The sequence below is a fragment of the Nocardioides lianchengensis genome, from assembly GCF_900101465.1.
Classification (GTDB): domain Bacteria; phylum Actinomycetota; class Actinomycetes; order Propionibacteriales; family Nocardioidaceae; genus Nocardioides; species Nocardioides lianchengensis.
On record NZ_FMZM01000003.1, the window covers coordinates 75,071 to 98,128 of the forward strand.

Annotated in this window: 24 protein-coding genes; 10 read left to right on the plus strand and 14 right to left on the minus strand. The window is 72.5% G+C overall.

Annotated elements, in window-relative coordinates; all coding sequences use genetic code 11:
* Positions 1–3: 3 nt before the first annotated feature.
* From BLT76_RS06260 to BLT76_RS06305, 10 genes are all read right to left on the minus strand, one after another.
* A complete protein-coding gene (locus BLT76_RS06260; protein WP_139175432.1) occupies positions 4–1,008 on the minus strand; it encodes a hypothetical protein in 1,005 nt (334 codons plus the stop codon).
* Between the two features lie 45 nt (positions 1,009–1,053).
* On the minus strand, positions 1,054–2,250 hold the full coding sequence (locus tag BLT76_RS06265; RefSeq protein WP_090852446.1) for a sensor histidine kinase: 1,197 nt from the start codon (positions 2,248–2,250) through the stop codon (positions 1,054–1,056).
* A 67-nt stretch (positions 2,251–2,317) separates the two neighbouring features.
* Entirely contained in the window at positions 2,318–4,183 is a 1,866-nt protein-coding gene (locus BLT76_RS06270; RefSeq protein ID WP_139175433.1) for an efflux RND transporter periplasmic adaptor subunit, read from the minus strand.
* Positions 4,180–5,010: a DUF5666 domain-containing protein gene (locus BLT76_RS06275; protein ID WP_090852453.1), complete on the minus strand. Its 831-nt coding sequence runs from the start codon at positions 5,008–5,010 to the stop codon at positions 4,180–4,182. The genes BLT76_RS06270 and BLT76_RS06275 overlap by 4 nt, the downstream gene beginning before the upstream one ends.
* A gap of 35 nt (positions 5,011–5,045) precedes the next feature.
* Positions 5,046–6,272, minus strand: coding sequence for an ABC transporter permease (locus tag BLT76_RS06280; RefSeq protein WP_090852457.1), 1,227 nt, complete (start codon positions 6,270–6,272; stop codon positions 5,046–5,048).
* Entirely contained in the window at positions 6,269–6,964 is a 696-nt protein-coding gene (locus tag BLT76_RS06285; protein ID WP_090852460.1) for an ABC transporter ATP-binding protein, read from the minus strand. The genes BLT76_RS06280 and BLT76_RS06285 overlap by 4 nt, the downstream gene beginning before the upstream one ends.
* Positions 6,961–8,160, minus strand: coding sequence for an efflux RND transporter periplasmic adaptor subunit (locus BLT76_RS06290; protein ID WP_139175434.1), 1,200 nt, complete (start codon positions 8,158–8,160; stop codon positions 6,961–6,963). Before BLT76_RS06290 ends, BLT76_RS06285 begins: the two co-directional genes overlap by 4 nt.
* 90 nt (positions 8,161–8,250) lie before the next feature.
* Positions 8,251–8,838 (minus strand): PspA-associated protein PspAB, encoded by a 588-nt coding sequence (gene pspAB / locus BLT76_RS06295; RefSeq protein WP_090852466.1) that lies wholly within the window; start codon positions 8,836–8,838, stop codon positions 8,251–8,253.
* Positions 8,838–9,758, minus strand: coding sequence for a zinc metalloprotease HtpX (gene htpX / locus BLT76_RS06300; protein WP_090852469.1), 921 nt, complete (start codon positions 9,756–9,758; stop codon positions 8,838–8,840). The genes pspAB and htpX overlap by 1 nt, the downstream gene beginning before the upstream one ends.
* 42 nt (positions 9,759–9,800) lie before the next feature.
* Complete coding sequence (locus tag BLT76_RS06305; RefSeq protein WP_090852472.1) at positions 9,801–10,598, minus strand: PspA/IM30 family protein; 798 nt, start codon at positions 10,596–10,598, stop codon at positions 9,801–9,803.
* Positions 10,599–10,745: 147 nt separating this feature from the next.
* Between BLT76_RS06305 and BLT76_RS06310 the strand changes: the two genes are divergently transcribed.
* Positions 10,746–11,330: a DUF3043 domain-containing protein gene (locus BLT76_RS06310; RefSeq protein ID WP_090852476.1), complete on the plus strand. Its 585-nt coding sequence runs from the start codon at positions 10,746–10,748 to the stop codon at positions 11,328–11,330.
* Between the two features lie 10 nt (positions 11,331–11,340).
* Positions 11,341–12,162 (plus strand): hypothetical protein, encoded by an 822-nt coding sequence (locus BLT76_RS06315; protein ID WP_090852480.1) that lies wholly within the window; start codon positions 11,341–11,343, stop codon positions 12,160–12,162.
* Here BLT76_RS06315 and BLT76_RS06320 read toward each other — a convergent pair whose 3' ends face one another.
* The gene (locus BLT76_RS06320) at positions 12,163–13,170 is read right to left on the minus strand and encodes an aldo/keto reductase family protein (RefSeq protein ID WP_090852483.1); all 1,008 of its coding nucleotides are present in this window, start codon (positions 13,168–13,170) and stop codon (positions 12,163–12,165) included. It lies immediately after the preceding gene.
* Between the two features lie 35 nt (positions 13,171–13,205).
* On the opposite strand from BLT76_RS06320, the gene BLT76_RS06325 reads away from it, so the two are divergent.
* The 4 genes from BLT76_RS06325 to BLT76_RS06340 are packed head-to-tail and all read left to right on the plus strand — an operon-like array spanning position 13,206 to position 15,015.
* Entirely contained in the window at positions 13,206–13,760 is a 555-nt protein-coding gene (locus BLT76_RS06325; RefSeq protein ID WP_090852486.1) for a GNAT family N-acetyltransferase, read from the plus strand.
* A 34-nt stretch (positions 13,761–13,794) separates the two neighbouring features.
* Entirely contained in the window at positions 13,795–14,028 is a 234-nt protein-coding gene (locus BLT76_RS06330) for a hypothetical protein (RefSeq protein WP_170866960.1), read from the plus strand.
* Positions 13,919–14,713 (plus strand): AzlC family ABC transporter permease, encoded by a 795-nt coding sequence (locus BLT76_RS06335; RefSeq protein ID WP_090852493.1) that lies wholly within the window; start codon positions 13,919–13,921, stop codon positions 14,711–14,713. Before BLT76_RS06330 ends, BLT76_RS06335 begins: the two co-directional genes overlap by 110 nt.
* Positions 14,710–15,015, plus strand: coding sequence for an AzlD domain-containing protein (locus BLT76_RS06340; RefSeq protein ID WP_090852496.1), 306 nt, complete (start codon positions 14,710–14,712; stop codon positions 15,013–15,015). The genes BLT76_RS06335 and BLT76_RS06340 overlap by 4 nt, the downstream gene beginning before the upstream one ends.
* 188 nt (positions 15,016–15,203) lie before the next feature.
* Here the strand turns inward: BLT76_RS06340 and BLT76_RS06345 are convergent, their stop codons facing one another.
* A complete protein-coding gene (locus BLT76_RS06345; protein WP_244509287.1) occupies positions 15,204–17,177 on the minus strand; it encodes a PTS mannitol transporter subunit IICBA in 1,974 nt (657 codons plus the stop codon).
* Between the two features lie 253 nt (positions 17,178–17,430).
* On the opposite strand from BLT76_RS06345, the gene BLT76_RS06350 reads away from it, so the two are divergent.
* Positions 17,431–18,489, plus strand: a complete 1,059-nt coding sequence (locus tag BLT76_RS06350) for a zinc-dependent dehydrogenase (RefSeq protein ID WP_090852502.1) — start codon at positions 17,431–17,433, stop codon at positions 18,487–18,489.
* Between the two features lie 220 nt (positions 18,490–18,709).
* On the opposite strand, the gene BLT76_RS06355 is transcribed toward BLT76_RS06350, so the two are convergent.
* Both BLT76_RS06355 and dapB read right to left on the minus strand, forming a co-directional pair.
* Positions 18,710–20,320, minus strand: coding sequence for a M4 family metallopeptidase (locus BLT76_RS06355; RefSeq protein ID WP_090852505.1), 1,611 nt, complete (start codon positions 20,318–20,320; stop codon positions 18,710–18,712).
* A 120-nt stretch (positions 20,321–20,440) separates the two neighbouring features.
* Positions 20,441–21,187 (minus strand): 4-hydroxy-tetrahydrodipicolinate reductase, encoded by a 747-nt coding sequence (gene dapB, locus BLT76_RS06360; protein ID WP_090853397.1) that lies wholly within the window; start codon positions 21,185–21,187, stop codon positions 20,441–20,443.
* A gap of 73 nt (positions 21,188–21,260) precedes the next feature.
* On the opposite strand from dapB, the gene BLT76_RS06365 reads away from it, so the two are divergent.
* The 3 genes from BLT76_RS06365 (at position 21,261) to BLT76_RS06375 (ending at position 23,016) form a co-directional block, all read left to right on the plus strand.
* Positions 21,261–21,776 carry a class I SAM-dependent methyltransferase gene (locus tag BLT76_RS06365; RefSeq protein WP_090852507.1) on the plus strand — a complete coding sequence of 172 codons (516 nt, stop codon included), beginning with the start codon at positions 21,261–21,263 and terminating at the stop codon, positions 21,774–21,776.
* A gap of 83 nt (positions 21,777–21,859) precedes the next feature.
* Complete coding sequence (locus tag BLT76_RS06370; RefSeq protein ID WP_090852510.1) at positions 21,860–22,459, plus strand: helix-turn-helix domain-containing protein; 600 nt, start codon at positions 21,860–21,862, stop codon at positions 22,457–22,459.
* Positions 22,456–23,016 carry a hypothetical protein gene (locus BLT76_RS06375; protein WP_090852512.1) on the plus strand — a complete coding sequence of 187 codons (561 nt, stop codon included), beginning with the start codon at positions 22,456–22,458 and terminating at the stop codon, positions 23,014–23,016. The genes BLT76_RS06370 and BLT76_RS06375 overlap by 4 nt, the downstream gene beginning before the upstream one ends.
* Positions 23,017–23,058: the final 42 nt, after the last annotated feature.

Consider the following 23,058-nt stretch of genomic DNA (forward strand, 5'->3'; position numbering starts at 1 on the left):
ACCTCAGCCGAGGGTCCGGGTCAGGGTCACCGAGCGGTCCCGCGGGCCGGACGCGCCATCGTCGGCCTTCTCGAGCCCCTGGGTGACGCTCACGGTCAACGCGCCGCTCGAGCCCGCCGGCACGTCCCAGACACCGAGGCCGCCCGAGGCGTCCGCGCGCACCGTGCGGGCCGCGGCCTCCCCGTCGAGGGTCAGCTCGACCTCGGCGGCCCCACGCGGGAGGTAGGCGACCGGGGTGCCGTCCACCGGCAGCTGGACGGCCTGCAGGGAGAGGTCGAGGCCGGCGACCAGCCAGGCGCGGCCGTCCTCGGCCCAGCCGAGCTCCGGGTCGTAGGCGGTCAGCTGCGGTCCGGCTGTGCTGCAGGTCAGCCGCAGCTGCGTCCCGGCGGGCTCCCAGCCGGTCGCGGGGCAGTCCGCGGAGGGGATCTGGTCGGGGACGTCGTACAGCGCGGCGGCACGGCCGGGGTCGAGCTCGCCCGAGTCGACGTCGACGCTCTGCGCGACCCCGTCGTACGTCACCTCGAGGCGGGTGCCGTCGGCGTCGTCGACGGCCACGTAATAGCTGCGGGCGGTGCCGGAGGTGGTGCCGGGCCCGCTGACGGCGTACGGCGCGGGGAGCTCGTGACGCTCGTCGCCGGCGACCAGCGTCAGCGAGGTGGGCAGCGGGGTGCCACCCAGCACCCCCAGCAGGCCGGCCGGGGCCGAGCGGGCGTCGAAGGATATCCGGACCGGCACCAGGCCGCCCGAGCGCGGCGCGGCATGGTCCTCGCCGTCGGAGGACGCATCGGCGGACACCGACTCGACCGAGTCGCCCACGGTGAGCTCGATCGCGCCGACCGGGACCTGGACCGTCACGGTGCGCCCGTCGACGTCGCCGGCCGCCGGGATCACGGTCCCTGCGTCGGCGCGCTCGACACCCGTGAGCCGCAGGAGCAGCAGGACGAGCACGGTCAGCACGGTCACCACCGCGATGCCGAGGACCACCGGACGACGTCGCGCGCTACTCACCGTCGGGGTGTTCCCGGGGCCCGTCCGGGACAAACGCACCGGCGCTCAGGCGGGGAGCTCGAACCAGGCGCAGGTGCCGCCGTACGCCGCGTCGTTGAGGCCGATCCGGCCCCCGTGCGCCTCGACGATGCGGCGGCAGGTGGCCAGGCCGATGCCGGACCCCTCGACCTCGGTGCTCACCCGCGCCAGCGGCTGGAAGACCCGCTCCTGCTGGTCGGCCGGGATGCCGGGGCCGCGGTCGCACACCTCGACCCGCCAGTGGTCGCCGAGACGGGTGCTGTCGATCTCGATGTGGGCCGGCTGGCCCGCGCGGACGAACTTCGCGGCGTTGGCGATCAGGTTCTGCAGAACGGCGCGCAGCTGCACCGGGTCCCCGGTGACGACCGGAAGGTCGCCGACCTCGACGGTCGCGCCCGCCAGCGCGGTGGCGAGGTCCTCGCGCACGTCGCCGAGGACGGCGGCGAGGTCGACCGGCACCCGGCTGAGCTCGCCTCCGAGCCGGGCGAAGCTGAGCAGGTCGTCGATGAGGTCCTGCATCCGCTGGGCCCCGCTCGTGGCCCGGTCGATGAGGAAGGTGTCGCCGCCCTCCTCCTCGCTCTCCTCGGCGATCAGGCTCAGCGACATGGTCACCGCCGACAGCGGGTTGCGCAGGTCGTGGGCCACCTGCCCCGCGAACGCAGCCAGCACCTCGTTGGACCGCTCGAGCTCGGCCTGGGTGTCGCGCAGGTCCTCGACCGTGGTGCTGAGCTCGCGGGTGCGCAGCTCCAGCTCCAGCAGGTCGACCACCCGGTCGGCCAGATGGACCAGCGCGGCCTCCTGGGCGTCGGAGAGCGAGCGGACCACGGTGTCGAACACGCAGAGGGTGCCGATCAGCGTGCCTTCGGGGGTCCGCAGCGGGTGGGTCGCGTAGAACCGGACGTCGCCGATGACGCCGGTCACGAAGGGGTTGTCCCGGAACCGATCGTCCTGGCTCGCGTCGGGGACGATCACCGGGACGCCGCCCTGGAAGACGACGTTGCACATCGAGTCCTCGCGGGCGCAGACCGAGGCCGCGAAGCCGGCCGTGGCGATCTGGTGCTGCTCGGTGTCGGTGATCAGGTTGATCGTCGCCATCGGCACGTCGGCCACCTGGGCGGCGATCTCGACCAGGGAGACGAGGTCGCTGCGTGGCGGTCGCGTGACCACCTGGTAGCGCCCGATCTGGGCGACGCGCACCTCGTCCGTGGTGACGCTCAGGGTCACGGGCCGGCTCCTTCTGCTGTCGACGCCCTCCGGCCCGGAGTGTAGCCAGGCCGGACCGGGGTCCGGATCAGCCGCCCGGCCGCACCGGCATCCCGCTGCCTCCGCCGAAGCCGCCGCCCCCGGCGCCGCGGCCTCCGCCCAGACCGCCACCGGTTCCGAACGTCGTCTCGCTGTCCGTGTCCCCGCTCGGCAGGGCTGCGGAGAGATCGGCGAGCGAGACCCGCTGCCCTTCGTCGAGCCCGGAGGTCACCTCGGTCCGGGCGGTCCCGACCAGACCCGTCTCGACCCGGGTCCGGGTCGCGGTGTCGCCGTCGACCACGAGCACGCTGCCCGAGGACAGGGCCGAGGTCGGCACGGTGAGGACGCCCTCGGCCGTCCCGACGACCACGGCGACCGCCGCGGTCGCCCCGGTGGGCAGGCCGAGGTCCTCGCCGTCGAGCGTGACGGTGACGGGGTACGTCGTAGTGCCGGACGACGTGTCGGGCAGCGCGCCGACGGCCGTGACCTGGCCGGCCAGCGCGTCCTCGGCGCCGGCCGGCAGCACGGTCGCAGCCTGGCCGACCTCGAGCTGGCGCATCTGGGCCTCGGTCGCCGCCACCTCGACGGTGGTGGTGCCGTGGGCGACCACCGTCAGGACGGTCGTCCCGGCCGTCGTGTCGGCGCCGCGCTCGGTGGCGACGTCGACCACCGTCCCGTCGTACGGCGCCCGCAGGGTGGCCGAGGCCAGCGCCTGCCGGGCGGCCACCAGCTCAGCCCGAGCCTCGTCGATCGAGGCCTGATCGCGGGCCAGGGTGGCCGCGGTGACGGTGCCGGACGGACCGGACGAACCACCGGAGGCACTCCCCCCGGCCCCGCCGGTCGCGCCCGTGGAGCCGGTCGAGCCGGTCGTGGGCTGCTCGGCCTGCTGGGTCTGCTGGGTCTGCTGGGTCTGCTGGGTGGTCGGGGTGGTCGGGGTGTCGCTGTCGGCGTCGTCGTCCTCGCTCGCCTGCGCAGGCGACCCGCCGGTCCCGGAACCGCCGGACGAGCCGTCGGCGGCATCGACCGTGTCGGCCAGTGTGTCGACCGCCCCAGTCAGGGTGCCCGCCAGCGTCTCGAGCGCGGCCTGCAGGTCGACCTGCGCGGTCGCGACCGTGTCCTGGGCCGTCTGGACGGTGGCGAGCGCCGCGGTGCAGGCGGCGTCGGCCGGGTCGGGTTCCTCCTCCGCTGGAGCCTCGGTCGAGCCGTCGGTGGGCTCCGGACCGTCGGTCGGGTTGGCCTGGAAGGCGTCGGCACAGGCCGTCGTCTGGGCCGCCAGCGCGGTCTGGGCGTCCGCGAGGGCCGCCGACGCGGTGGACTGGGACGAGGTGACCGCCTGCTGCTGCTTCGCGAGCCGGGCGAGGGCCGCGGCCATCGTGTCGCTCACGTCGGGGCCGGCCGGCGTCTGCTCGTCGGCCGGCTCCTCGGACTGCTGCGCGGTCGGGGACGGGGTCTCCTGCTGGGTCGGCTGGTCGGCGCCGCCGCCCGAGGCCGTGGTCCCCGACGAGGAACCGTCCGACGACGCCGCCGCCGTGGTCGCGGCGCTCACCGTGTCGGACTGGGCGTCCTCGTCGGATTCCAGCTGGGCCTTCGCCGACGCGACCGACGAGGCGGCCTGGCGCACAGCCCGGCGCAGCGCACTCCGGTCGAGCCGGGCCAGGACGTCCCCGGCCTCCACCGTGCTGCCGGTCTCCGCGGTCACCGACGCGACGGTGCCGTCGGTGCCGAAGGCCAGGTCGGCGCGTCCGGCGGGCGCGAGGGTGCCGGACAGCGCCAGCGTCTCCTCGACGTCGGCGACGCTCACGGCAGCGGTCCGGTAGGCCGCCGCCGGCTCGGCTGCGGCGGCGTAGGCGGCGTACCCGCCCCCGACGACCGCGAGCGTGACGGCGGCGGCGCCAGCGCGTCGTACCGCCCTCACGAGTCGGTCCCGTCGGCCGGGGGGCCGCCGAAGCCGCGGCCGCTGCTGCACGCGCCGTCGACCGGGTCGCTGACACTGATCCGGGTCGCCGTCACGGCGCCGGTGTCGTCGGCCTCGCCCTGGGCGGTGGCGCAGCGGCCGACCTCGACGGCCGAGGCGTCAGCCGTCGCCGTCGTGGCGTACGTCGTCGCCGCGGCGACCGTGACCTCGACGCTGCTGTCCGGGGCCTCGACGGTGAACCCGGTGGCGCTGACCGCGGTCACCGCGCCGAAGGTGCCGCCGCCGAAGCCACGTCCTCCCCCGGGCATGTCGGTCGGCCGGTCAGTCGGCAGGTCAGTCGGCAGGTCCGTGGGCATGCCCTCGGGACGCTCGCCGCCGCCCGGTCCACCGCCGAAGCCGCCCGTGCACTCGCCGTCCTGGGCCTCGGAGATCCGGACCGCCGTGGCGGTGACCGGGGACCCCTCCTCCGCCTCGGCGTCGGACTGGACCATCACGCAGCTGCCGACCGCGACGTCGGCCAGCGTCCCGGCGACCTGCTCGGAGAAGGTGGTGGCGTCGGTCCAGCTCACCGCCACCTGCCCGCTGCTCTCGCTCTGCACCTGCAGCGTGCTGCCGCTGACCGCGGCGATGGTGCCCGAGGCGCCGGGAGCCCCGGGCATCCCCCCGCCGGCGCCGCCGGCACCCCCGGCCGGGGCCGCGGCCGCCGACTCGGTCGGGGTGCTGTCGGTGGCCGACATGCTCCCGCCGCCGCAGGCGGCGAGGGTGACCAGGACGAGCACGGAGCAGGCGGTGCCGCGGGCGGCCCGGGAGACACGGTGGAGCAACATGTGACGGGGTTCCTCTCGGTGGGGACGCACGCTGCTCATTCGCTGCGCAGCGCGTCGATGGGGGTGAGTCGGGCCGCCCGGCTCGCGGGGTAGACACCGAACCCGATGCCGAGCGCCAGGGCGGTGCCGATGGCGCCGAGGGTGGCGACGAGCGAGATCGAGACCGGCTGGTCGATGAGGCCGGGCAGCACCTGGGCGCCGACGACGCCGACCAGGACGCCGACCAGGCCGCCGGTGAAGCCGAGCAGCGAGGCCTCGACGAGGAACTGCCGCCGGATGACCCGGGGCGTCGCGCCGAGCGCCTTGCGCAGCCCGATCTCGCGGACCCGCTCGGTGACGGAGACGAGCATGATGTTCATGACGCCGATGCCGCCGACCAGCAGGGAGATCGCGGCGATGCCGCCGAGCAGCACGGTGAGCGTCTCGTTGGTCGAGTTCGCGGTCTCGACCAGCGAGTCCTGCGTCGAGATGGAGAAGTCGGCCTCGTCGGCGCCCACCCCGTGCAGGGTGAGTAGCAGCGCGTTGATCTCCTGGTACGCCGCGGTCAGCGCGTCGGCCGACGCGGCCTCGACGTAGATCGTGGAGACCGAGGAGGTCGCCGTACCGGTGAGTCGCTTGGCCGTGCTGATCGGCACGACCGCCTGGTCGTCCTCGCTGGTGCCCGACGACGAGGCGCCCGACGACTCCAGGACGCCGATCACGGTCATCGGGGTGCTGTCGACGGTGACCGTCTGACCGACCGGGCTACCACGCTCGAACAGCTCGCTGGCCGTGTCGGGGCCGAGGACGACGACGTCGGCGGCCTGCTCCACCTCGGCCTCGGTGAAGAAGCGCCCCGCCGACAGGTCGCGGGCCCGGACGTCGAGCCAGCTGGTCGTCGTCCCGACCACGGAGCTGGTCCAGTTGGTCTCCCCCGCCGCCAGCGCGGTCGAGGTCGAGGTGGTCGGCGCGACCCGCGCCGCGTCCGGTACGACGCTGTCGTCGCCGATGGCGGTCGCGTCCTGGAGGGTCAGCGTGGACGCGGAGCCGAAGCCGCCGCGCAGGCCGCTGGAGTCGGTGCTGCTGCCGGGCGAGACGATCAGCAGGTTGCTGCCGAGCGCGCTGATCTGCTGGCGCACCTGGTCCTGGGCCCCCTGCCCCAGCCCGACGGTGAGGATCACCGACGAGATGCCGATGACGATGCCGAGCATGGTCAGGACCGACCGCAGCCGGTGGGCGCGCACCGCCTCGGCGCCGGCCCGGAAGGTCTCGAACCAGTTCATGCCAGAGCCCCGACCGGCTCGTCGGAGGTGATCGCGCCGTCGCGGATGACCAGGTTGCGGCTCGCCCGCGCCGCGACCTCGTGCTCGTGGGTGATCAGGACGATCGTGCGGCCGGCCGCGTGCAGCTCGTCGAGCAGGGCGAGCACGTCGGTGGTCGACTGCGAGTCGAGGTTGCCGGTGGGCTCGTCGGCCAGGATCATCGCGGGCTCGGTGACCAGGGCCCGGGCGACGGCGACGCGCTGCTGCTGGCCGCCGGACAGCTCACCCGGGCGGTTGTCGATCCGGTCGGCCAGGCCGACCCGGCCCAGGGCCGCGACGGCGCGCTCGCGGCGCTCGGCTCGGGGCACGCCGGCGTACACGAGCGGGAGCTCGACGTTGCGCCAGGCGGGCAGCATCGCCAGCAGGTTGAACTGCTGGAAGACGAAGCCGATCCGCCGGTTGCGGACCTCGGCGAGCTGGGCCTCGCCCATCTGGGACACGTCCTCGCCGGCGAGCAGGTAGCGGCCCTCGGACGGGGTGTCGAGGCAGCCCAGGATGTTCATCAGCGTCGACTTGCCGGAGCCGGACGGGCCGATGACGGCGACGTACTCGCCCTCGGCGATGGTGGTGTCGATGCCGCGCAGGGCCTCGAACTCGATGCTGCCCGAGCGGTAGGTCTTGCGGACCCCCTCGAGCTCGATGATGCCGCTCACGAGGGGGCCCCGGGGAAGCTGCCGCCGGGCATCTGGCCACCGCCGAAGTCCGGCATCTGGCCGCCGCCGAAGTCCGGCATCTGCTGGCCGCCGTCACCCTCGCCGCCGCCGGTGGGGCGGGTGAAGCCCGGGATCTCGACGACGTCACCCTCCACGAGACCGGAGACGACCTCCGTCGTCATGCCGTACGCCGTCCCGGTCTCGACCTCGGTCTTCACCTCCTCGCCGTCGACCACCTTGGTCACGTACGTCGCGTCGTCCTCGGTCGTGAGGGCCCGGCTCGGGACGGTCAGCACGCCCTCGGTCTGCTTGACGATGATCGAGACGTCCGCGGAGGTGCCGGCGTAGAGGCCGTCCTGGGTCCCCGTGACCTCGACGCTGACCGGGAAGACCGCGGCGCCGCTGCTGTTGGCCTCGGCCACCAGCCCGACGTCGCTGACCGTGCCGTAGACGACCTCGGTCGCGCCGTTGGGGGTGATCTCGGCCTGCAGGCCCTCCGTCACCTTCTCGACGTCGGCCGCGGCGACGGTCGCCTCGACCACGAACCGCTTGGTCGACACGATGCTCACCGCACTGGTGGTCGTGGTGACGGTGGTGCTCGACCCCGTGCTGGCCCCACCGCCTGCCGACGACCCGCCGCCCGAGCCGACGACGTCGCCCTTCGCGAGGTCGAGACTGACGACGGTGCCGCCGATCGTGGCGCGCAGGGTCGCGTCTCGGACGGCCGCACGGGCCTCCTCGGCCGAGCCCTCGGCGGCGACGATGGCGGCCTGGTCGGCCGCGAGCTGGGTGTCCGAGGCGCCGGCGTCCTGGTCCTCGTCGAGCTGGGTGTACGCCGCGTCGAGGGTCGCGATCGCCGCGGTCCGCTGGGCCACCAGCGCGCTGGCGTCGACCCGGGCCAGGGCCTGGCCCTTCCTCACCCGGTCGCCCTCGGCGACGAAGACCCGGGTCACGGTCCCGGAGACCTCGAAGTCGAGGTCGGCGCTGCGGGCCGGACTGACGGTGCCGGTCGCCGCGACCGTCTCGCGGACGGTCTCGGCCGAGACCGTCGCCGTGGTCGGCTCGACCGCGGCCGACTCCTCCCCCCGCGTCAGCAGCCAGGCACCGGTAGCGCCGGTGGCGAGGAGCAGTACGACGGGGACCGCGAGCCAGTGCCGCGTCCTCCCCCGCCAGATCCTGCGGAACAACCTGGGCACGTGCGATCCCTCCGACGAGCGTCCGCGGACCCTGGGCGGGCCCGTCAGGAGGAGGCTCGTCGGCGGGACTGTGCCGGCGGTGGGCCGAACCTAGGAGGAGCCTGTGAGCCCCGGGGCGCCCCAGACGGCCAGCCAGCGCGACAGGTCGGGTTCGATCGGGAGCTCGCCGCGCAGCGCGTCGCGGATCTGGATCTCGGTGAGGTTGTCGCGCTGCTGCGGACCGGTCGGCACGAACGGGTAGAACGTGCCCTGCTTGTAGAGGTAGACCAGGCCGACGTGGCGGCCTGCGGGGTCCTCGAAGGTGACCAGGGTGCACAGCAGCCCCGGCCCGAAGCCCTGGGCCTCCAGGCTGGTGTTGACCGCGTGCAGGCTGGTGCAGAGACCCTCGACGCCGGAGCCCGGCTCGCGGTCGACCTCGACCCAGGTGAAGCCGAACCCGTCGCCGGTGACCCGCACCTCGGGGGCGTCGCCGGTGCTGCGGATCAGCTCGACCAGGTCGCGCTCGGTCTCGGCGAAGGCCACCCCGGAGGCGCCGCGGTAGCAGACCGAGCCGTCGCCGGTCGGCACCAGGCCGAGCGTGGTCTCGAGCGTCACGGCAGCGTTCGGGACGCCGAACAGCGCGTCCAGGTTGGCCTGCTTCGGCTTCGTCCGGCCGAGGAGGGAGTCCCAGAGGCCCATCAGGGAGTACGCCGGCTCAGGTCCGCCTGGATCTCCGCGAGCTGCTCGAGCCGCTGCTCCAGCGTCGGGTGGGTCGAGGTGAGGGTGCGCAGCGAGACGCCCTTGATCGCCGGAGCGATGAAGAAGGCGTTCATGGCCTGCGAGGCGCGCAGGTCCTTCTGGGGGATCGCGTTCATCTCGCCGGTGATCTTCTGCAGGGCCGAGGCGAGGGCCTGGGGCTTCATCGTGAGGTAGGCGCCGGCCCGGTCGGCGGACATCTCGCGGTAGCGCGAGAGCAGCTTCAGCAGCACGAAGCTGACGGCGTAGACCAGCATGCTGACGATCAGCACGAGCAGCCAGACCGGCAGTCCGTTGTTGTTGTTGTCGCGGCGGCCGCCGCCGAACAGCGCGCCGTACTGGGCGCCCTGGGTGAGCATGCCGGCCGCGATGCCGGCGCTGGAGGCGACCGTCATCACCAGCACGTCGCGGTGGGCGACGTGGGACAGCTCGTGGGCGAGGACGCCCTCGAGCTCCTCGGCGGTGAGCGTGTTGAGGATGCCGGTGGTGACGCAGACGACCGAGCGCTCCGGGGAGCGACCGGTGGCGAACGCGTTGGGGATCGCCATGTCGGCGATGCCGACGCGCGGCTTCGGCATGTCGGCCATGGCGCAGAGCCGGTCAATCATGCCGTGCAGCTCGGGCGCCTGCTCGGGGGTGACCTCGCGGGCCCGCATGGCCTTCATGGCGACGGTGTCCGAGGAGTACCACTGGTACCAGGCGATCCCGAGGCCGACGAGACCCACGATCACCGCCAGCCCCGGCGAGCGGACCGCGAGCATCACGCCCACGATCAGCACGACGAACAGGCCGCCCAGCAGGAACATCACAAGGGTCATCCGGGCGGTGAGCCCGCGGTCGGGGAGGAAACGGCTGTGTGCCATGCCCCTATTCTCCGGGGTCTTCCCAAGAGGTTCCTGTGAGCGTCAGCGGGGTTCCTCGGTGGGCCGCTCCGTGGCCTCGTAGGCGATGCCGTTGCCGGCGGTGCCGGGCTCCTCGCCCGCCTCGAGGGCGGCCGGCGGGCTCGAGGGTCCGCCCTTGAGCCGGGCCAGCTCGGCCTCGACCTCGGACTGGGAGCTCATCGCCTCCAGCTCGCGGGCGATGTCGTCGCCGCGGTTGACCGAGCTCGCGTCGTCGAGCACGCCGGAGGCGATCAGCTCGTCGATGGCGCCGGCCCGGGCCTGCATCTGCTGGGTCTTGTCCTCGGCCCGCTGGATCGCCTGGCCGACGTCGCCCATCTCGTCGCCGATGCCGGACATGGCCTCGTTGATGCGGGTCGACGCCTCGGCCGCGGTGTAGGTGGCCTTGATCGTCTCCTTGCGGGTGCGGAAGGCCTCGACCTTCGCCTGCAGCTGCTGCTGGGCGCGGGTGAGCTTCTCCTCCTCGCCCTGGAGCTGCTCCAGCTGCACCGTGAGGTCGTTGATCTGGCCGGTCAGGCCCGACTTGCGGGTCAGCGCCTCGCGGGCCAGGTCCTCACGGTTCATGTCGATGGCCTGCTGCGCCTGCGTCTGCAGCTTGGCCTGCTGCTGCTCCAGCTGCTTGATCTGGAGCTCGACCCGCTTGCGGCTGGTGACCACGTCGGCAACACCGCGGCGCACCTTGGACAGCAGGTCGAGCTGACGCTGGTAGCTGTAGTCGAGGGTCTCGCGCGGGTCCTCGGCGCGGTCGAGGGCCTTGTGGGCCTTGGACTTGAAGATCAGGCTCACGCGCTTCATCAGGCTCATGGGGGTCCCTCTCGGTGGTGTTCAACGCTGCCGCCACGTTGCCCTCACCCTATGACCGATCGCCAAGGTCGGGCGACCCGGCACCGGAGGCGCCGGTAGAGTGGCCGAGCCCGTCGTACCGCCCGACAGACCCTCAGAAGGCCAGCGTTGTTCCGTCGCAGCAAGATCGAGTCCCCGTCCCCCGAGTCCGCCGAGGTCAAGCCCGGCGGCAAGGGTCGACCCACCCCCAGCCGCAAGGAGGCCGAGGCCGCCGCGCGGGCTCGCGCCAAGACGCCCCGCACCCGCAAGGAGATCGCCGCGGCCCAGCGCCTCGCTCGGGCCGAGTCCAGCCAGCAGGTGCGGACGGCGATGAAGACGGGCGACGAGCGCTACTACATGCCGCGCGACAAGGGGCCGATGCGCCGGTTCGTCCGGGACTTCGTGGACTGCCGGTTCACGTTCCTCGACATCCTGTTCCCGCTGCTCATCGTCTCGATGATCCTCGGCTACACCGGCGTCGACAGCCTGATGGAGCTGAGCAGCTTCCTGCTGCTCGCCACCCTGCTGATGCTGGTCTTCGACATCTTCCGGCTCCGGCTGCGGCTGCGCCGCGAGCTGGCCGCGCGGTTCCCGGAGGAGAGCACCAAGGGCACCAGCTACTACGCGATCAGCCGCGCGCTGAACCCGCGCTTCCTGCGGATGCCGAAGCCGCAGGTCAAGATCGGCTCGCAGCTCCCCGAGACCTACCGCTGACGCGCACCCGGTGACCACCGACCAGGTCTACGGCCTGGCGGCCGGGCTGCTCAGCGCCTTCGTCTTCGGCGTCGCCGCGGTCGCGCAGGCCCACGGCGTACGGCGCACCTCCGCGTCGCCCGACCGGCTCGCGGAGTTCGTGCGCACCTCGGTCCGCGACGCGTGGACCTGGGCGGTCCTGCTCGCCTACCTGCTCGGCTTCCTGCTGCACGCGGTCGCCATCTGGCTGCTCCCTCTCTACCTGGCCCAGGCCACCATCGCGATGTCGCTCCCGGTGACCGCGTTCGCCTCGCGGCGCCTCGCCGAGCATCTCGACGGCGCCCAGTGGTCGTCGATCGGCCTGGTCACCGGCGGGCTGGTGCTGCTCTCGCTGGGCTCGGGCGAGGCCGGCTCGGTCCGCACGGACGCCGAGTTCGTGCTGTCGCTGTGGGCCGGCGTCGCGCTGCTCGCGGCGGCCTCGACGCTCGGCGGACGCCTGGGCGGTGCCGGGCTCGGCACCCTCGCCGGGCTGGGGTACGCCGGCTCCGCGATCGCGGTCCGCGGGGTCGGAACGCCGATCGACGCGGGCACGGTGCTGGCCGCGCTCGCCGTACCGTCGCTGAGCCTGGTGGCCTTCTGGCTCTACTCCCGCGGCATGGCCGGCAGCTCGATCTCCGCCACGACCGCGCCGATGATCGTCGGCCAGACCTTCGTGCCGGCGTTCATCGGCGTCGCGCTGCTCGGGGACGGCGTGCGCGAGGGGTGGTGGTGGTCGGTCGTGCTCGGCCTGGTGCTCTCCTGCGTCGGCGCGGTCCGGCTGACCCGCGCGCAGGCGGGCCAGCCGGTCGGCTGATCAGCCGAAGTCGCGCCGCTGCGGCGACTGCGTCTTGGCCGGGTCGCGCTCGACGACCGGGCCGACCACGTCGTCGATGGCGGCCAGCACGTCGGCGTCGAGCCGCACCCCGGCGGCCTTGACGTTGTCGGTGACCTGCTCGGGCCGGCTGGCGCCGATGATGGCCGACGACACGTTGTCGTTCTGCAGCACCCAGGCCACAGCGAGCTGGGCCATGGTGAGCCCGGCGTCGGCCGCGATCGGCGCCAGCCGCTGCACCCGCTCCAGGACGTCGTCACGCAGCCAGCGGCTGATCATGTCCGCGCCGCCCTTGTCGTCGGTCGCGCGCGAGCCCTCGGGGTGGGGCTGGCCCGGCTGGTACTTGCCGGTCAGCACGCCCTGCGCGATCGGCGACCAGACGATCTGGCCGATGCCGAGCTCCTCGGAGGTCGGCACGACCTCCTCCTCGATGACCCGCCAGAGCATCGAGTACTGCGGCTGGTTGGACACCAGCGGGATCCGGAGCTCGCGGGCCAGCGCGTGCGCGGCCCGGAGCTCCTCGGCCCGCCACTCCGAGACCCCGATGTAGAGCGCCTTGCCGGAGCGGACGACGTCGGCGAAGGCCTCCATCGTCTCCTCCAGCGGCGTCTCGTGGTCGTAGCGGTGCGCCTGGTAGAGGTCGACGTGGTCGGTGCCGAGCCGGCGCAGCGAGCCCTCGATCGACTCGAGGATGTGCTTGCGCGAGAGGCCGTGGTCGTTGTGCGCCTTCGGACCGGTCGGGAAGAAGACCTTGGTGAAGATCTCCAGGCCCTCGCGCCGCTCCCCCTTCAGGGCCTTGCCGAGCACCGTTTCCGCGGCGGTGTTCGCGTAGACGTCGGCGGTGTCGAAGGTGGTGATGCCCTCGTCCAGGGCCTGGCGGACGCAGGCGGTGGCCGCGTCCTCCTCGACCTGGGAGCCGTGGGTGAGCCAGTTGCCGTACGAGATGGCCGAGATCTTCAGGCCACTCCTGCCGAGGTTGCGGATCTCCATGTCGGCGAACCTAGCCCGCCTGACAAGATGCCCCGGTGACCACTCCCGGCCCCGACGTCTCCGTCCGCGTGGCCTGGGCGGACGACGCCCCCGCGATCGCCGACCTCCAGCTCCGCGCCTGGCCCGAGATGTACGGCGGGCTGGTGCCCGCGGACGCCCTCCCGTCCGGACCGGAGGCCACGGCGCAGGCCGCCGAGCTGTGGCACGGGGCGCTCACCCGCCCGCGCGACGCCCGCCACCGGGTCCTGGTCGCCCTCGAGCGCAACCGCGTCTGCGGCTTCGCGATCACCGGCCCGGCCGCGGACCCCGACTGCGACCCGGTCGCCGACGGCGAGCTGAGCGAGCTGACCGTCGACGCCGCCGAGCGCGGCAAGGGACACGGCTCCCGGCTCCTGCAGGCGGTGGCCGACACGATGGTCGCCGACCGGTTCACCCGGGCCGTGACCTGGGCGGTCGCGTCCGACGACCGGCTCCGCGGCTTCCTCGTCGAGGCGGGCTGGGCCGCGGACGGCGCCCACCGCGAGCTCGACCTGGACGGCGAGGGCAGCACCCTGGTCAAGCAGGTCCGGCTGCACACCGCACTGGTCTGAGCGGGCCCTTGATTTCGCAGCCGACGGGGGCACGATGGAGCACATGATCGGCCCGTTGCCCCGGTTGCACAGCCTGCTCGTCCTGGTCACCGTCCTGCTCGCCGGCGTGACCGGCGGCGCCTGGGTGGCGCACTTCTCCCGCGTTCCGGTCGCCATCGGTGCCGGCGCGCTCCTCGGCGCCCTCCTGGGCGCGGCGGCGTCGTACCTGCTCCTCCACGACTTCCACCAGCGCACGCCCGCGCACGTCCGCGCCCGGTCCCGTCGCTGAGCCCCGCCCGGACGGTCCCGACCCGCAGCGCGCCGGGATCGTCCGCGACAGCCTCGGCGTCGGGATCGCCACCGGCCTGTACGGCGTCTCGTTCGGCGCGGTCGCGGTCGGCTCCGGGCTGAGCGTCGCGCAGACCTGCGTGCTGTCCCTGCTGATGTTCACTGGCGGCTCGCAGTTCGCGTTCGTGGGCGTGCTCGCCGGCGGTGGGACCCCTGTCTCCGGCGCCGCCACCGCGCTGCTGCTGGGCACCCGCAACACCCTCTACGGACTCCGGCTCGCTCCCCTGCTGGCCTGGACCGGCGTACGACGCCTCGGCGCGGCCCAGCTGCTCATCGACGAGTCGAGCGCGATGTCGGTCACCCGCGACACCACCGCGCGGGCCCGGACCGGGTTCCTGGTCACCGGCTGGTCGGTCTTCGTGCTGTGGAACCTCTTCACCCTCGTCGGCGCGCTCGCCGGTCAGGCGCTCGGCGACCCGCGCACCTACGGACTCGACGCCGCGGTCGGCGGCGCCTTCCTGGCACTGCTCTGGCCCCGCCTCGCCGAGCCGCGCAACCGAGTGATCGCGGTCCTCGCTGCGGCCGTCGCGCTGGGGGTCGCCCCGTCCGTGGCCGTCGGCGTCCCCGTGCTCGCGGCCGGTGGGGTCGCCCTGCTCGCCGGCGTGCTCTCCCGGAGCCCGCGATGAGCGTCTGGGCGGCGATCCTCGCGGCCGGCCTCGGCTGCTACCTGCTCAAGCTCGCCGGACTCTCCGTCCCCGCGGCCGTCCTCGAGCGGCCCGTCGTACGGCGGGTCGCGGACCTGATCCCCGTCGCGCTCCTCGCGGCTCTCGTCGCCGTCCAGGTGTTCACCGAGGGTCAGCGCCTGGTGCTCGACGCCCGTGCCGCCGGGCTGGGCGCGGCCGTCGTACTGCTGCTGCTCCGCGCGCCGTTCCTGGTCGTGGTGCTCGGCTCCGCCGCCACCGCCGCCCTGCTCCGGCTCTGGGCCTGACCTGGTTCGGAGCGGCCGCGGTGAGTTTTATCGGCTAGCCGATAAAACTCACGCCGGGACGACAAAGGTTCATCGTCCAGGCGTGAGGTTCGTCGGCCAGCCGATGAAACTCTCACCGGCCCACCCGGAGACGCACCGCGGCCCCGACCCGGCTCGTGGGAGCCGGCCCGGGGCCGCGGAGTGGAGGGTCAGACGGGCTGGACCGCGCCCAGGACCCGGAGCACCTCGTCCGGGGTGGCCGCCGCCTCCAGGCGGGCGACCTGCTCCTTGTCGAGGAAGATCTCGGCGATCCGCCCCAGGAGCTTCAGGTGGTCGTCACCGAGGGCGGCGATGCCCACGACGAAGGTCACCTGCTTGTTCTTCCACTCGACCGGCTCGGAGTAGCGCACGAACGAGATCGCGGTCCGCTGCACGGCGGCCTTGGCCTCGTTGGTGCCGTGCGGGATCGCCAGGCCGTTGCCCATGAAGGTCGAGACCGACTCCTCCCGCGTGTGCATCGCGTCGACGTACGACGCTTCCGCGGCACCGGCGGCGACCAGCAGCTGACCGGCCCGGGTGATCGCCGCGTCGCGGCTCTCGGCCGGGGCGTCGAGCACGATCGACTCGGCGTCGAGGAGCCCGCCGGTGTCGATGCCCGGCACCTCGTCGGCGACGGGTGCACCGGCTCCGGCGCCGTTGCGCTCCTGGACCAGTTCGACGATCTCGTCGTACCGGGGACTGCCCATGAAGTTGTCGACCGACACGTGGATGGCCGACCCGGTCCGCTGCTGCGCCCGGGCGGTGAGGTCCTGGTGGGTGACCACCAGGTCGTAGGTGTCGGTCAGGTTGGAGATGGCCTTGTTGACGACCACGACCTCACCGAAGCCAGCGGCCTGGATCTTCTTGCGAAGGACCGAGGCCCCCATCGCCGACGAGCCCATGCCGGCATCGCAGGCGAAGACGATCGAGCTGATCGGACCCGAGCCCGCGGCCGCGCCGCCGGTCAGCATCGAGGAGACCGACGACTTCTTGCCCTTCGTGGCCTCCATCTGCGCAGTGGCCGCCGACAGGTCACCCTCGTCGTCCGCCTTGTCGGTCTTCAGCAGCGCGGCGGCGACCACGAAGGTCACTGCCGCGGCGAGCACGACCGAGAGGGTGACGCCGAAGATCGAGCTGGGCGGCGAGGAGAGCCACACCGAGATGATCGAGCCGGGGGACGCGGGTGAACGCAGGCCGGAGTCGAAGATCAGGTTGGTGCCGATGCCCGTCGCGCCGCCGAGGATCAGAGCCAGGATCAGCTTGGGCTTCATCAGCACGTACGGGAAGTAGATCTCGTGGATGCCGCCCACGAACTGGATGATCGCCGCCCCGGGGGCCGAGGCCTTGGCCGCACCCTTGCCGAAGAACATGAAGGCGAGGAGCAGACCGAGACCCGGACCCGGGTTGGCCTCCAGCAGGAACAGGATGGACTTGCCCGACTCGGCGGCCTCGTTGGTGCCGAGCGGAGTGAGCACGCCCTGGTTGATGGCGTTGTTGAGGAACAGCACCTTGGCCGGCTCGATGAAGACCGAGGCCAGCGGCATCAGGCTGTGGTCGACGAGGAAGTCGACGACGTTCTCGGCAGCGTCGCTGAACGCCTCGACGAACGGACCGGCGACCAGGAACCCGACGATCGCCAGGAACATGCCCCAGATGCCGGCCGAGTAGTTGTTCACCAGCATCTCGAAGCCCGGCCGGATCTTGTGAGCCCACATGGCGTCGAGCTTCTTCATCGACCAACCGCCGAGCGGGCCCATGATCATCGCACCGAGGAACATCGGCACGCCCGCGCCGGCGATGGCGCCGAAGGTGGCGATCGCGCCGACGACACCGCCGCGGATGTTGTCGTCGTACATCATCCGGCCGCCTGTGTAGCCGATCAGCAGCGGCAGCAGGAAGCGGATCATGAAGCCGACGATGCCGTCGTCCTCGCCGTTCCAGCCGCCCAGCATCGACACGAAGCCGTAGTCGTACTGACCGGCCTCCACCCCCGGCGTGTAGCCGAAGAGCTTGTCGCCGATCAGGGTGATCCAGCCGGTCTGGATGAACAGGGCCGTGATCAGGCCCCATGCGATGAACGCCCCAATGTTCGGCAGGACCATGTTCGAGAGGAACGTGCCGAAGCGCTGCACGCGCAGTCGCATGCTCGGGCCTCCGGTGGAAACCGGATCGACCGTGGATGTGGTGCTGGCCATGAGACCTCTTTCCAGAGCTGAACTGCTCGTGTGACCCCAATCACGAGCATCTTTGAATGCCTTTATATTCCTCGATGTCGGCGGCGTCAAGACTTCCAAAACAACACGTTCGGAAGAACAACCACATGGATGCGCTACGCTGGAGCGTCGCTTCGCGATCGCCGCCAAGCGTCGCCACCAGTCGTCACAGGAGGACAAGCGAATGAAGGCCCTGCGGTTCTACGCACCCGAGGACGTCCGGCTCGAAGACGTGCCGGAGCCGGAGTGCGGACCCGACGAGATCAAGCTGAAGGTCAAGAACTGCTCGACCTGCGGCACCGACGTGAAGATCTTCCACAACGGCCACCAGAACCTCACGCCGCCGCGGACCATCGGTCACGAGATCGCCGGCGAGATCGTCGAGGTCGGCAGCAACGTCAACGCGACGTACGGCTCCGACTGGAAGCCCGGCGACCGCACCCAGGTCATCGCCGCCGTGCCGTGCGGCGACTGCCACGAGTGTCGCAAGGGCTGGATGGAGGTCTGCCAGAACCAGACCTCGGTCGGCTATCAGTACGACGGCGGCTTCGCCGAGTACATGATCGTCCCCCAGCAGGTGCTGAAGGTCGACGGCCTGAACCGCATCCCCGACAACGTCGGGTACGACGAGGCCTCGGCCGCCGAGCCGTTCGCCTGCGCGATCAACGCCCAGGAGCAGCTCGGCATCGAGGAGGGCGACTTCACCGTCGTCTTCGGTGCCGGCCCGATCGGCTGCATGCACATCCGGATCGCCCGCGGCGTCCACAAGGTCGGCAAGATCGTCCTGGTCGACATCAACGCCGAGCGGCTGAAGATGTCCGCCGACGCCGTCTCCCCCGACTACGTCATCAACGCGAGCGAGGAGGACGTGGTCGCCAAGGTCATGGAGCTGACCGACGGCCGCGGCGCCGACGTGATCATCACCGCCACCCCGGCCAACGTCACCCAGGAGCAGGCCATCTCGATGGCCGCGCGCCAGGGCCGGATCTCGTTCTTCGGCGGCCTGCCCAAGAACGACCCGTTCATCAAGGCCGACTCCAACGTCATCCACTACCGCCAGCTGCACGTCCACGGCGCCAACGGCTCCTCCCCCGCCCACAACAAGCGGGCGCTGGAGTACATCTCCACCGGCCAGGTCCCGGTCAAGGACCTGATCACCAAGCACATCCCCCTCGACGACGTCCTCTCCGCCTTCGACATCGTCAAGTCCGGGCAAGCCATCAAGGTCACCGTCGAGCCGTGAGCGACGGAGTCGCTCACGGCGTCCGACGGGGAGGTTGAGCAGCCCCACGACTGAGCCTGCGAAGTCGTGATAGGGCGTGTCGAAACCCCGACCGAGGGTCGCGAACAGACGAGTAGCCGACGAGGCCCGCACCGGAAAGCTCCGGTGCGGGCCTCGCGTCGTGGGCCGAGTCAGCACCAGTAGTGCTGACTCGGCCCACCATTTCTGCTGACTCCGCGAATCAGCCGACGCTGACCGCGCTCCACGCGGCGGCCACGGCGGCGCGCTGGGTGCTGCTGGCGCCGTACAGGTCGCTGGCGGCGCTGAGCGTCGCCGTCCGGGCCTGGGCGTAGGTGGTGCCCGAGGTCATGTAGACGGTCAGGGCGCGGAACCAGATCTTCGCGGCGGCGTCCCGGCCGATGCCGGCGACGGTGGAGCCGTTGCAGGTCGGCGAATTGTGCGCCGTGCCGCCGATCGTCTTGGCGCCCGAGCCCTCGGCGAGCAGGTAGAAGAAGTGGTTGCCGACGCCCGAGGAGTAGTGGACGTCGAGGTTCTTCGTGTTGGAGCTGTAGCAGTTGGGCGAGCTGCCGTCGGCGATCGGGTTGTCCATCCGGCGGAAGCCGGAGTGCGACGCGAGGTCGAACTCCTCGCCGATCAGGTAGTCGCCCGGGTCGTTGCCGTTGGCGGCGTAGAACTCGACCATCGTGCCGAAGATGTCGGAGGTGGCCTCGTTGAGGCCGCCGGACTCCCCGGAGTAGGTGAGGTTGGCGGTGTTCTCGGTGACGCCGTGGCTCATCTCGTGGCCGGCGACGTCGAGGGAGACCAGCGGACCGAACTCGGTGCCGTCACCGTCGCCGTACGTCATCTTCGAGCCGTCCCAGAAGGCGTTGACGTAGCCGTTGCCGTAGTGGACCCGGCTCGGCGCGCCCGTGCCGTTGCCGAAGATGCCGTTGCGGCCGTGGACCAGCTTGAAGTAGTCGAAGGTCTTCGCGCCGCCGTAATGAGCGTCGACGGCGGCCGACTCGCGGTTGGCGTTGCTGCCGGTGCCGAACGAGGTGTCGGTGCTCGTGTAGGCGACGCCGTTGGTGCAGCCGGCGCGGAAGATCTGACAGAGGATCGAGTCCTCCTTGTTCTGCATGTCGGTCGTCTTGGCGTTGCCGCGCGTCGCGTCGGTCAGGGTGTACGACGAGCCGGACTGCGTGACCTGGATCGGCACGGTGCCGCTGTAGAGCGACTGCCCCGACCCGTCGGCGGTGTGGATGCCCTCGACGCGACGGATGACCTTGCCGGTGCGGGCGTCGACGTACGTCGCCAGCTCGCTCGGCGTGCCGTCGGCCTGGGTGCCGTGGGTGGTGACCTCCCAGGCGAGGCGGGGCTCGGCGCCGAGCGAGTCGACGACCAGCTCCGGCTTCCCCTCGGTGCGCAGGCCGGCGATGTCGGCCGTCGCCTTCGCGGGCGCCAGGGTGCGACTCGCGGCGGCGGTGGCCGCCACCGCGGGCGCGGTCGTGAGGGTGAGCGCGTCGTCGAGGGTCCGGCTGACGCCGCGCCAGGTGCCGGCCGCGCCGCGGTGGACGACCAGGTCGCCGCCGACGACGCGCAGGCCGCGGTAGCTCCGGTCGAGCCGGACGTGGGTGGCGCCATCGGCGTCGGTGACGGTGTCGGTGACCGCGAACGCGGTCCCGTCGGTGGCCTGGGCGGCCGCCGGGTGGGCCAGCAGCGCGGAGACGGCCGCAGCGCCGATCCCCTTCTCCGTGGCCGACGGCGCGGCCGTCGCCGTGTCACCCCCGCCCGTCATCCCGAGCGTGCCGATCGCGAGTGCCGCCAGTGTGGCGGTCCCCCAGCTTCTGCGCATGGTGCGTCCCTCTCGTCGTCGCCGCTCCGAGTGGGCGGCCCGACGAGCCAACGACAGGCGAGGGGCCCGGGCTATCCGCAGGTTTGTGCAGTGCAACAACCTGCAGCCCGGCGCGACACCTCAGTCGAGGTCGAGGAAGTGCTCCAGGCCCACGGTGAGGCCCGGGTGCGCGGCGATGCCCCGAAGGCCGGTGAGCACGCCGGGGGTGAAGGAGGCCCGGTCGAGGGAGTCGTGGCGGATCGTCAGCGTCTCGCCGACGCCGCCGAGGATCACCTCCTGGTGCGCGACCAGGCCGCGGATCCGCAGTCCGTGCACCCGGATGCCGTCGACGTCGGCGCCGCGGGCGCCGTCCAGCGAGGTCGAGGTGGCGTCGGGCACCGGCGGGCTGCCGGCGGCACGGCGGGCCGCCGCGATCAGCTCCGCCGTACGACGGGCCGTGCCGGACGGGGCGTCGGCCTTGTCGGGGTGGTGCAGCTCGACGACCTCCACCGACTCGTAGAACGGCGCGGCCGCGGCGGCGAAGCGCATCATCAGGATCGCGCCGATGGAGAAGTTGGGGGCGATGAGGACCCCGGTGCCCGGGGAGGAGTCCAGCCAGCCGCGGAGGGTGGCGAGCCGGTCGTCGTCGAAACCGGTGGTCCCGACGACCGCGTGGATGCCCTGCGCGACGCAGAACTCGAGGTTGCCCATCACCACGTCGGGGTGGGTGAAGTCGACGACGGCCTCGGCGCCGGCCTCGACCAGCGCCTCGATCGGGTCGCCCGCGTCGACCGCGGCCACGAGCTCCGTGTCGGCGGCCGCCTCGACCGCCCGGCACACCTCGGCGCCCACCTTGCCCCGCGCGCCCAGCACGCCCACCTTGATCACGTCGGCCACGTCACCACCGTAGTGGGAGGGTCAGTCCCACCATCGCCCCACCCGTTCTGGCAGGCTGGACCCCATGGTGGCGCAGGCGATTCCCGCCCGGATCCGGTGGGCGGTCGAGTTCATGGACGTCCAACCCTCGGATCATGTCCTCGAGATCGGCTGCGGACCCGGGGCCGGGGCCGAGGCGATCTGCAGCAAGCTGGAGACCGGCAAGCTGTTCGCGATCGACCGGTCGGAGTCGGGGGTCGACCGCACGAAGCGCCGCTGCGCGAAGTACGTCGACGCCGGCCGGCTGACGGTCCGCCAGATCGACCTGGCGACGCTGCGGGTGCCGGTGAAGCGGCTGACGAAGGTCTACGCCTTCAACGTCAACCTCTTCTGGGTGCGCGACTGCGCCGACGAGATCGCGCTGCTCCACGAGCGGGTGCTGCCGGGTGGCGCAGTCTTCCTGTTCTACGAGGTCAAGTTCCCCGACCAGATGCCGACCGTGGTCGAGAAGGCCTCGGCGGCCCTCGCCGGTGGCGGCTTCCGGGTCTCGGTCGTCGAGCAGAAGGCACCCGCCGTCGTCGGCATCATCGGGCGTCGGTGAAGGCTTTCGCCTAATAGATTCCTTCCATAAGGCTATTTCCTGATCTAGTCTGTCCATCAGGGACCAGCCGAGGAGGAGGCACCGTGACCGTCCTGGTGCTCACCATCGACCAGCGCGACAGCCGGCACGGCGTCGACCGCGTGCCCGCCGCGCTGGAGCTGCTGGCCGACATCCCGGTGCTCCGCGGCTTCGAGCGGACCGCCGGCGACGAGCTCCAAGGAGTCCTCGACGATCCCGCCGCCCTGCCGCGGGCGGTCGAGCCGCTGCTGCGCGACGCCGGCTGGAGCATCGGCGTGGGCGCCGGGCCGGTGGACCAGCCGCTCCCCGCGCACGCCCGCGCGGGGTCCGGCCCGGCGTACCTCCACGCGCGCAACGCGGTCACCGCCGCCAAGACCGGGCCCTGGCACCTGCGGGTCGTCGGCGACCACCCGGGCGCCCGTCAGCTGGAGTCGGCCCTGTGGCTGTGGGCGGCCGTCCTTGCCCGCCGTACGGCGCGGGGCTGGGAGGTGGCCGACCTCGTCGACACCGGCCTGTCGTACGACGAGACCGCCCGCCGCCTCGGCATCAGCCAGTCGGCCGTCAGCCAGCGCGCCCAGGCCGCCGGCCTCGTCGAAGGACGCCGCGCGCGCGAGCTGGTCACCCACCTCGCCGCCACCGTGCTCGCCCCTCAGGAGGTCTCGTGACCACGGACACCGCCGGCCTGGTCGTCCTCGTCCTGCTGGGCGCGGCCCTGGTCGCGGCCGCCGTAGGGTGGACGGCCGCCGGCCGCGCCGTCTGGGTGCCCTCCTCCGTCGCCCTGCTGGCGGCGACCACGATCACCGCGGCCGCCGCGCCCGAGGTGGAGGTGGCGGGCCGCGGCGGCACGACCCTGCTCGTCGTCCTCGCCGGCGCCGTGGCCGTGGTCGGCGGCGGACCGCTGACCTCCCTCGTCTTCGCCTGGGTGGACCGTCAGGACCACCCAGCGACCGGCGACCAGCAGCCGATCCACACCGCCGGCTCCGTGCTGCGCGGCGGCGCCTGGATCGGGGCGCTCGAGCGCACCGCCGTCTTCGCCAGCCTGGTCGGCGGCCTGACCGAGGGCCTGGCCATCGCCCTGGCGGTCAAGGGTCTGGGCCGCTATCCCGAGCTGCGCAGCGGCGCGTCCGCGGGCGCCGCCGAGCGGTTCATCATCGGCACCTTCACCAGCGTCCTGTGGGCCTGCGCCTGCGCGGGCGTCGTCTGGCTGGTCGGCACCGGCTGAGCGGCCGGGCTGACACCGTACGCCGGACACGACCAGCGGCCT

What these genes read in the sequence shown, in the direction of transcription:
- BLT76_RS06350 (WP_090852502.1), top strand. Translation starts at nt 17,431, where the DNA reads ATGAAGGCCCTGCGGTTCTACGCACCCGAGGACGTCCGGCTCGAAGAC.
- pspAB (WP_090852466.1), bottom strand. Translation starts at nt 8,838, where the DNA reads ATGGGCCTCTGGGACTCCCTCCTCGGCCGGACGAAGCCGAAGCAGGCC.
- BLT76_RS06280 (WP_090852457.1), bottom strand. Translation starts at nt 6,272, where the DNA reads ATGAACTGGTTCGAGACCTTCCGGGCCGGCGCCGAGGCGGTGCGCGCC.
- htpX (WP_090852469.1), bottom strand. Translation starts at nt 9,758, where the DNA reads ATGGCACACAGCCGTTTCCTCCCCGACCGCGGGCTCACCGCCCGGATG.
- BLT76_RS06340 (WP_090852496.1), top strand. Translation starts at nt 14,710, where the DNA reads ATGAGCGTCTGGGCGGCGATCCTCGCGGCCGGCCTCGGCTGCTACCTG.
- BLT76_RS06275 (WP_090852453.1), bottom strand. Translation starts at nt 5,010, where the DNA reads ATGTTGCTCCACCGTGTCTCCCGGGCCGCCCGCGGCACCGCCTGCTCC.
- BLT76_RS06365 (WP_090852507.1), top strand. Translation starts at nt 21,261, where the DNA reads ATGGTGGCGCAGGCGATTCCCGCCCGGATCCGGTGGGCGGTCGAGTTC.
- BLT76_RS06345 (WP_244509287.1), bottom strand. Translation starts at nt 17,177, where the DNA reads ATGCGACTGCGCGTGCAGCGCTTCGGCACGTTCCTCTCGAACATGGTC.
- BLT76_RS06320 (WP_090852483.1), bottom strand. Translation starts at nt 13,170, where the DNA reads ATGGAGATCCGCAACCTCGGCAGGAGTGGCCTGAAGATCTCGGCCATC.
- BLT76_RS06305 (WP_090852472.1), bottom strand. Translation starts at nt 10,598, where the DNA reads ATGAGCCTGATGAAGCGCGTGAGCCTGATCTTCAAGTCCAAGGCCCAC.
- BLT76_RS06355 (WP_090852505.1), bottom strand. Translation starts at nt 20,320, where the DNA reads ATGCGCAGAAGCTGGGGGACCGCCACACTGGCGGCACTCGCGATCGGC.
- BLT76_RS06330 (WP_170866960.1), top strand. Translation starts at nt 13,795, where the DNA reads ATGGAGCACATGATCGGCCCGTTGCCCCGGTTGCACAGCCTGCTCGTC.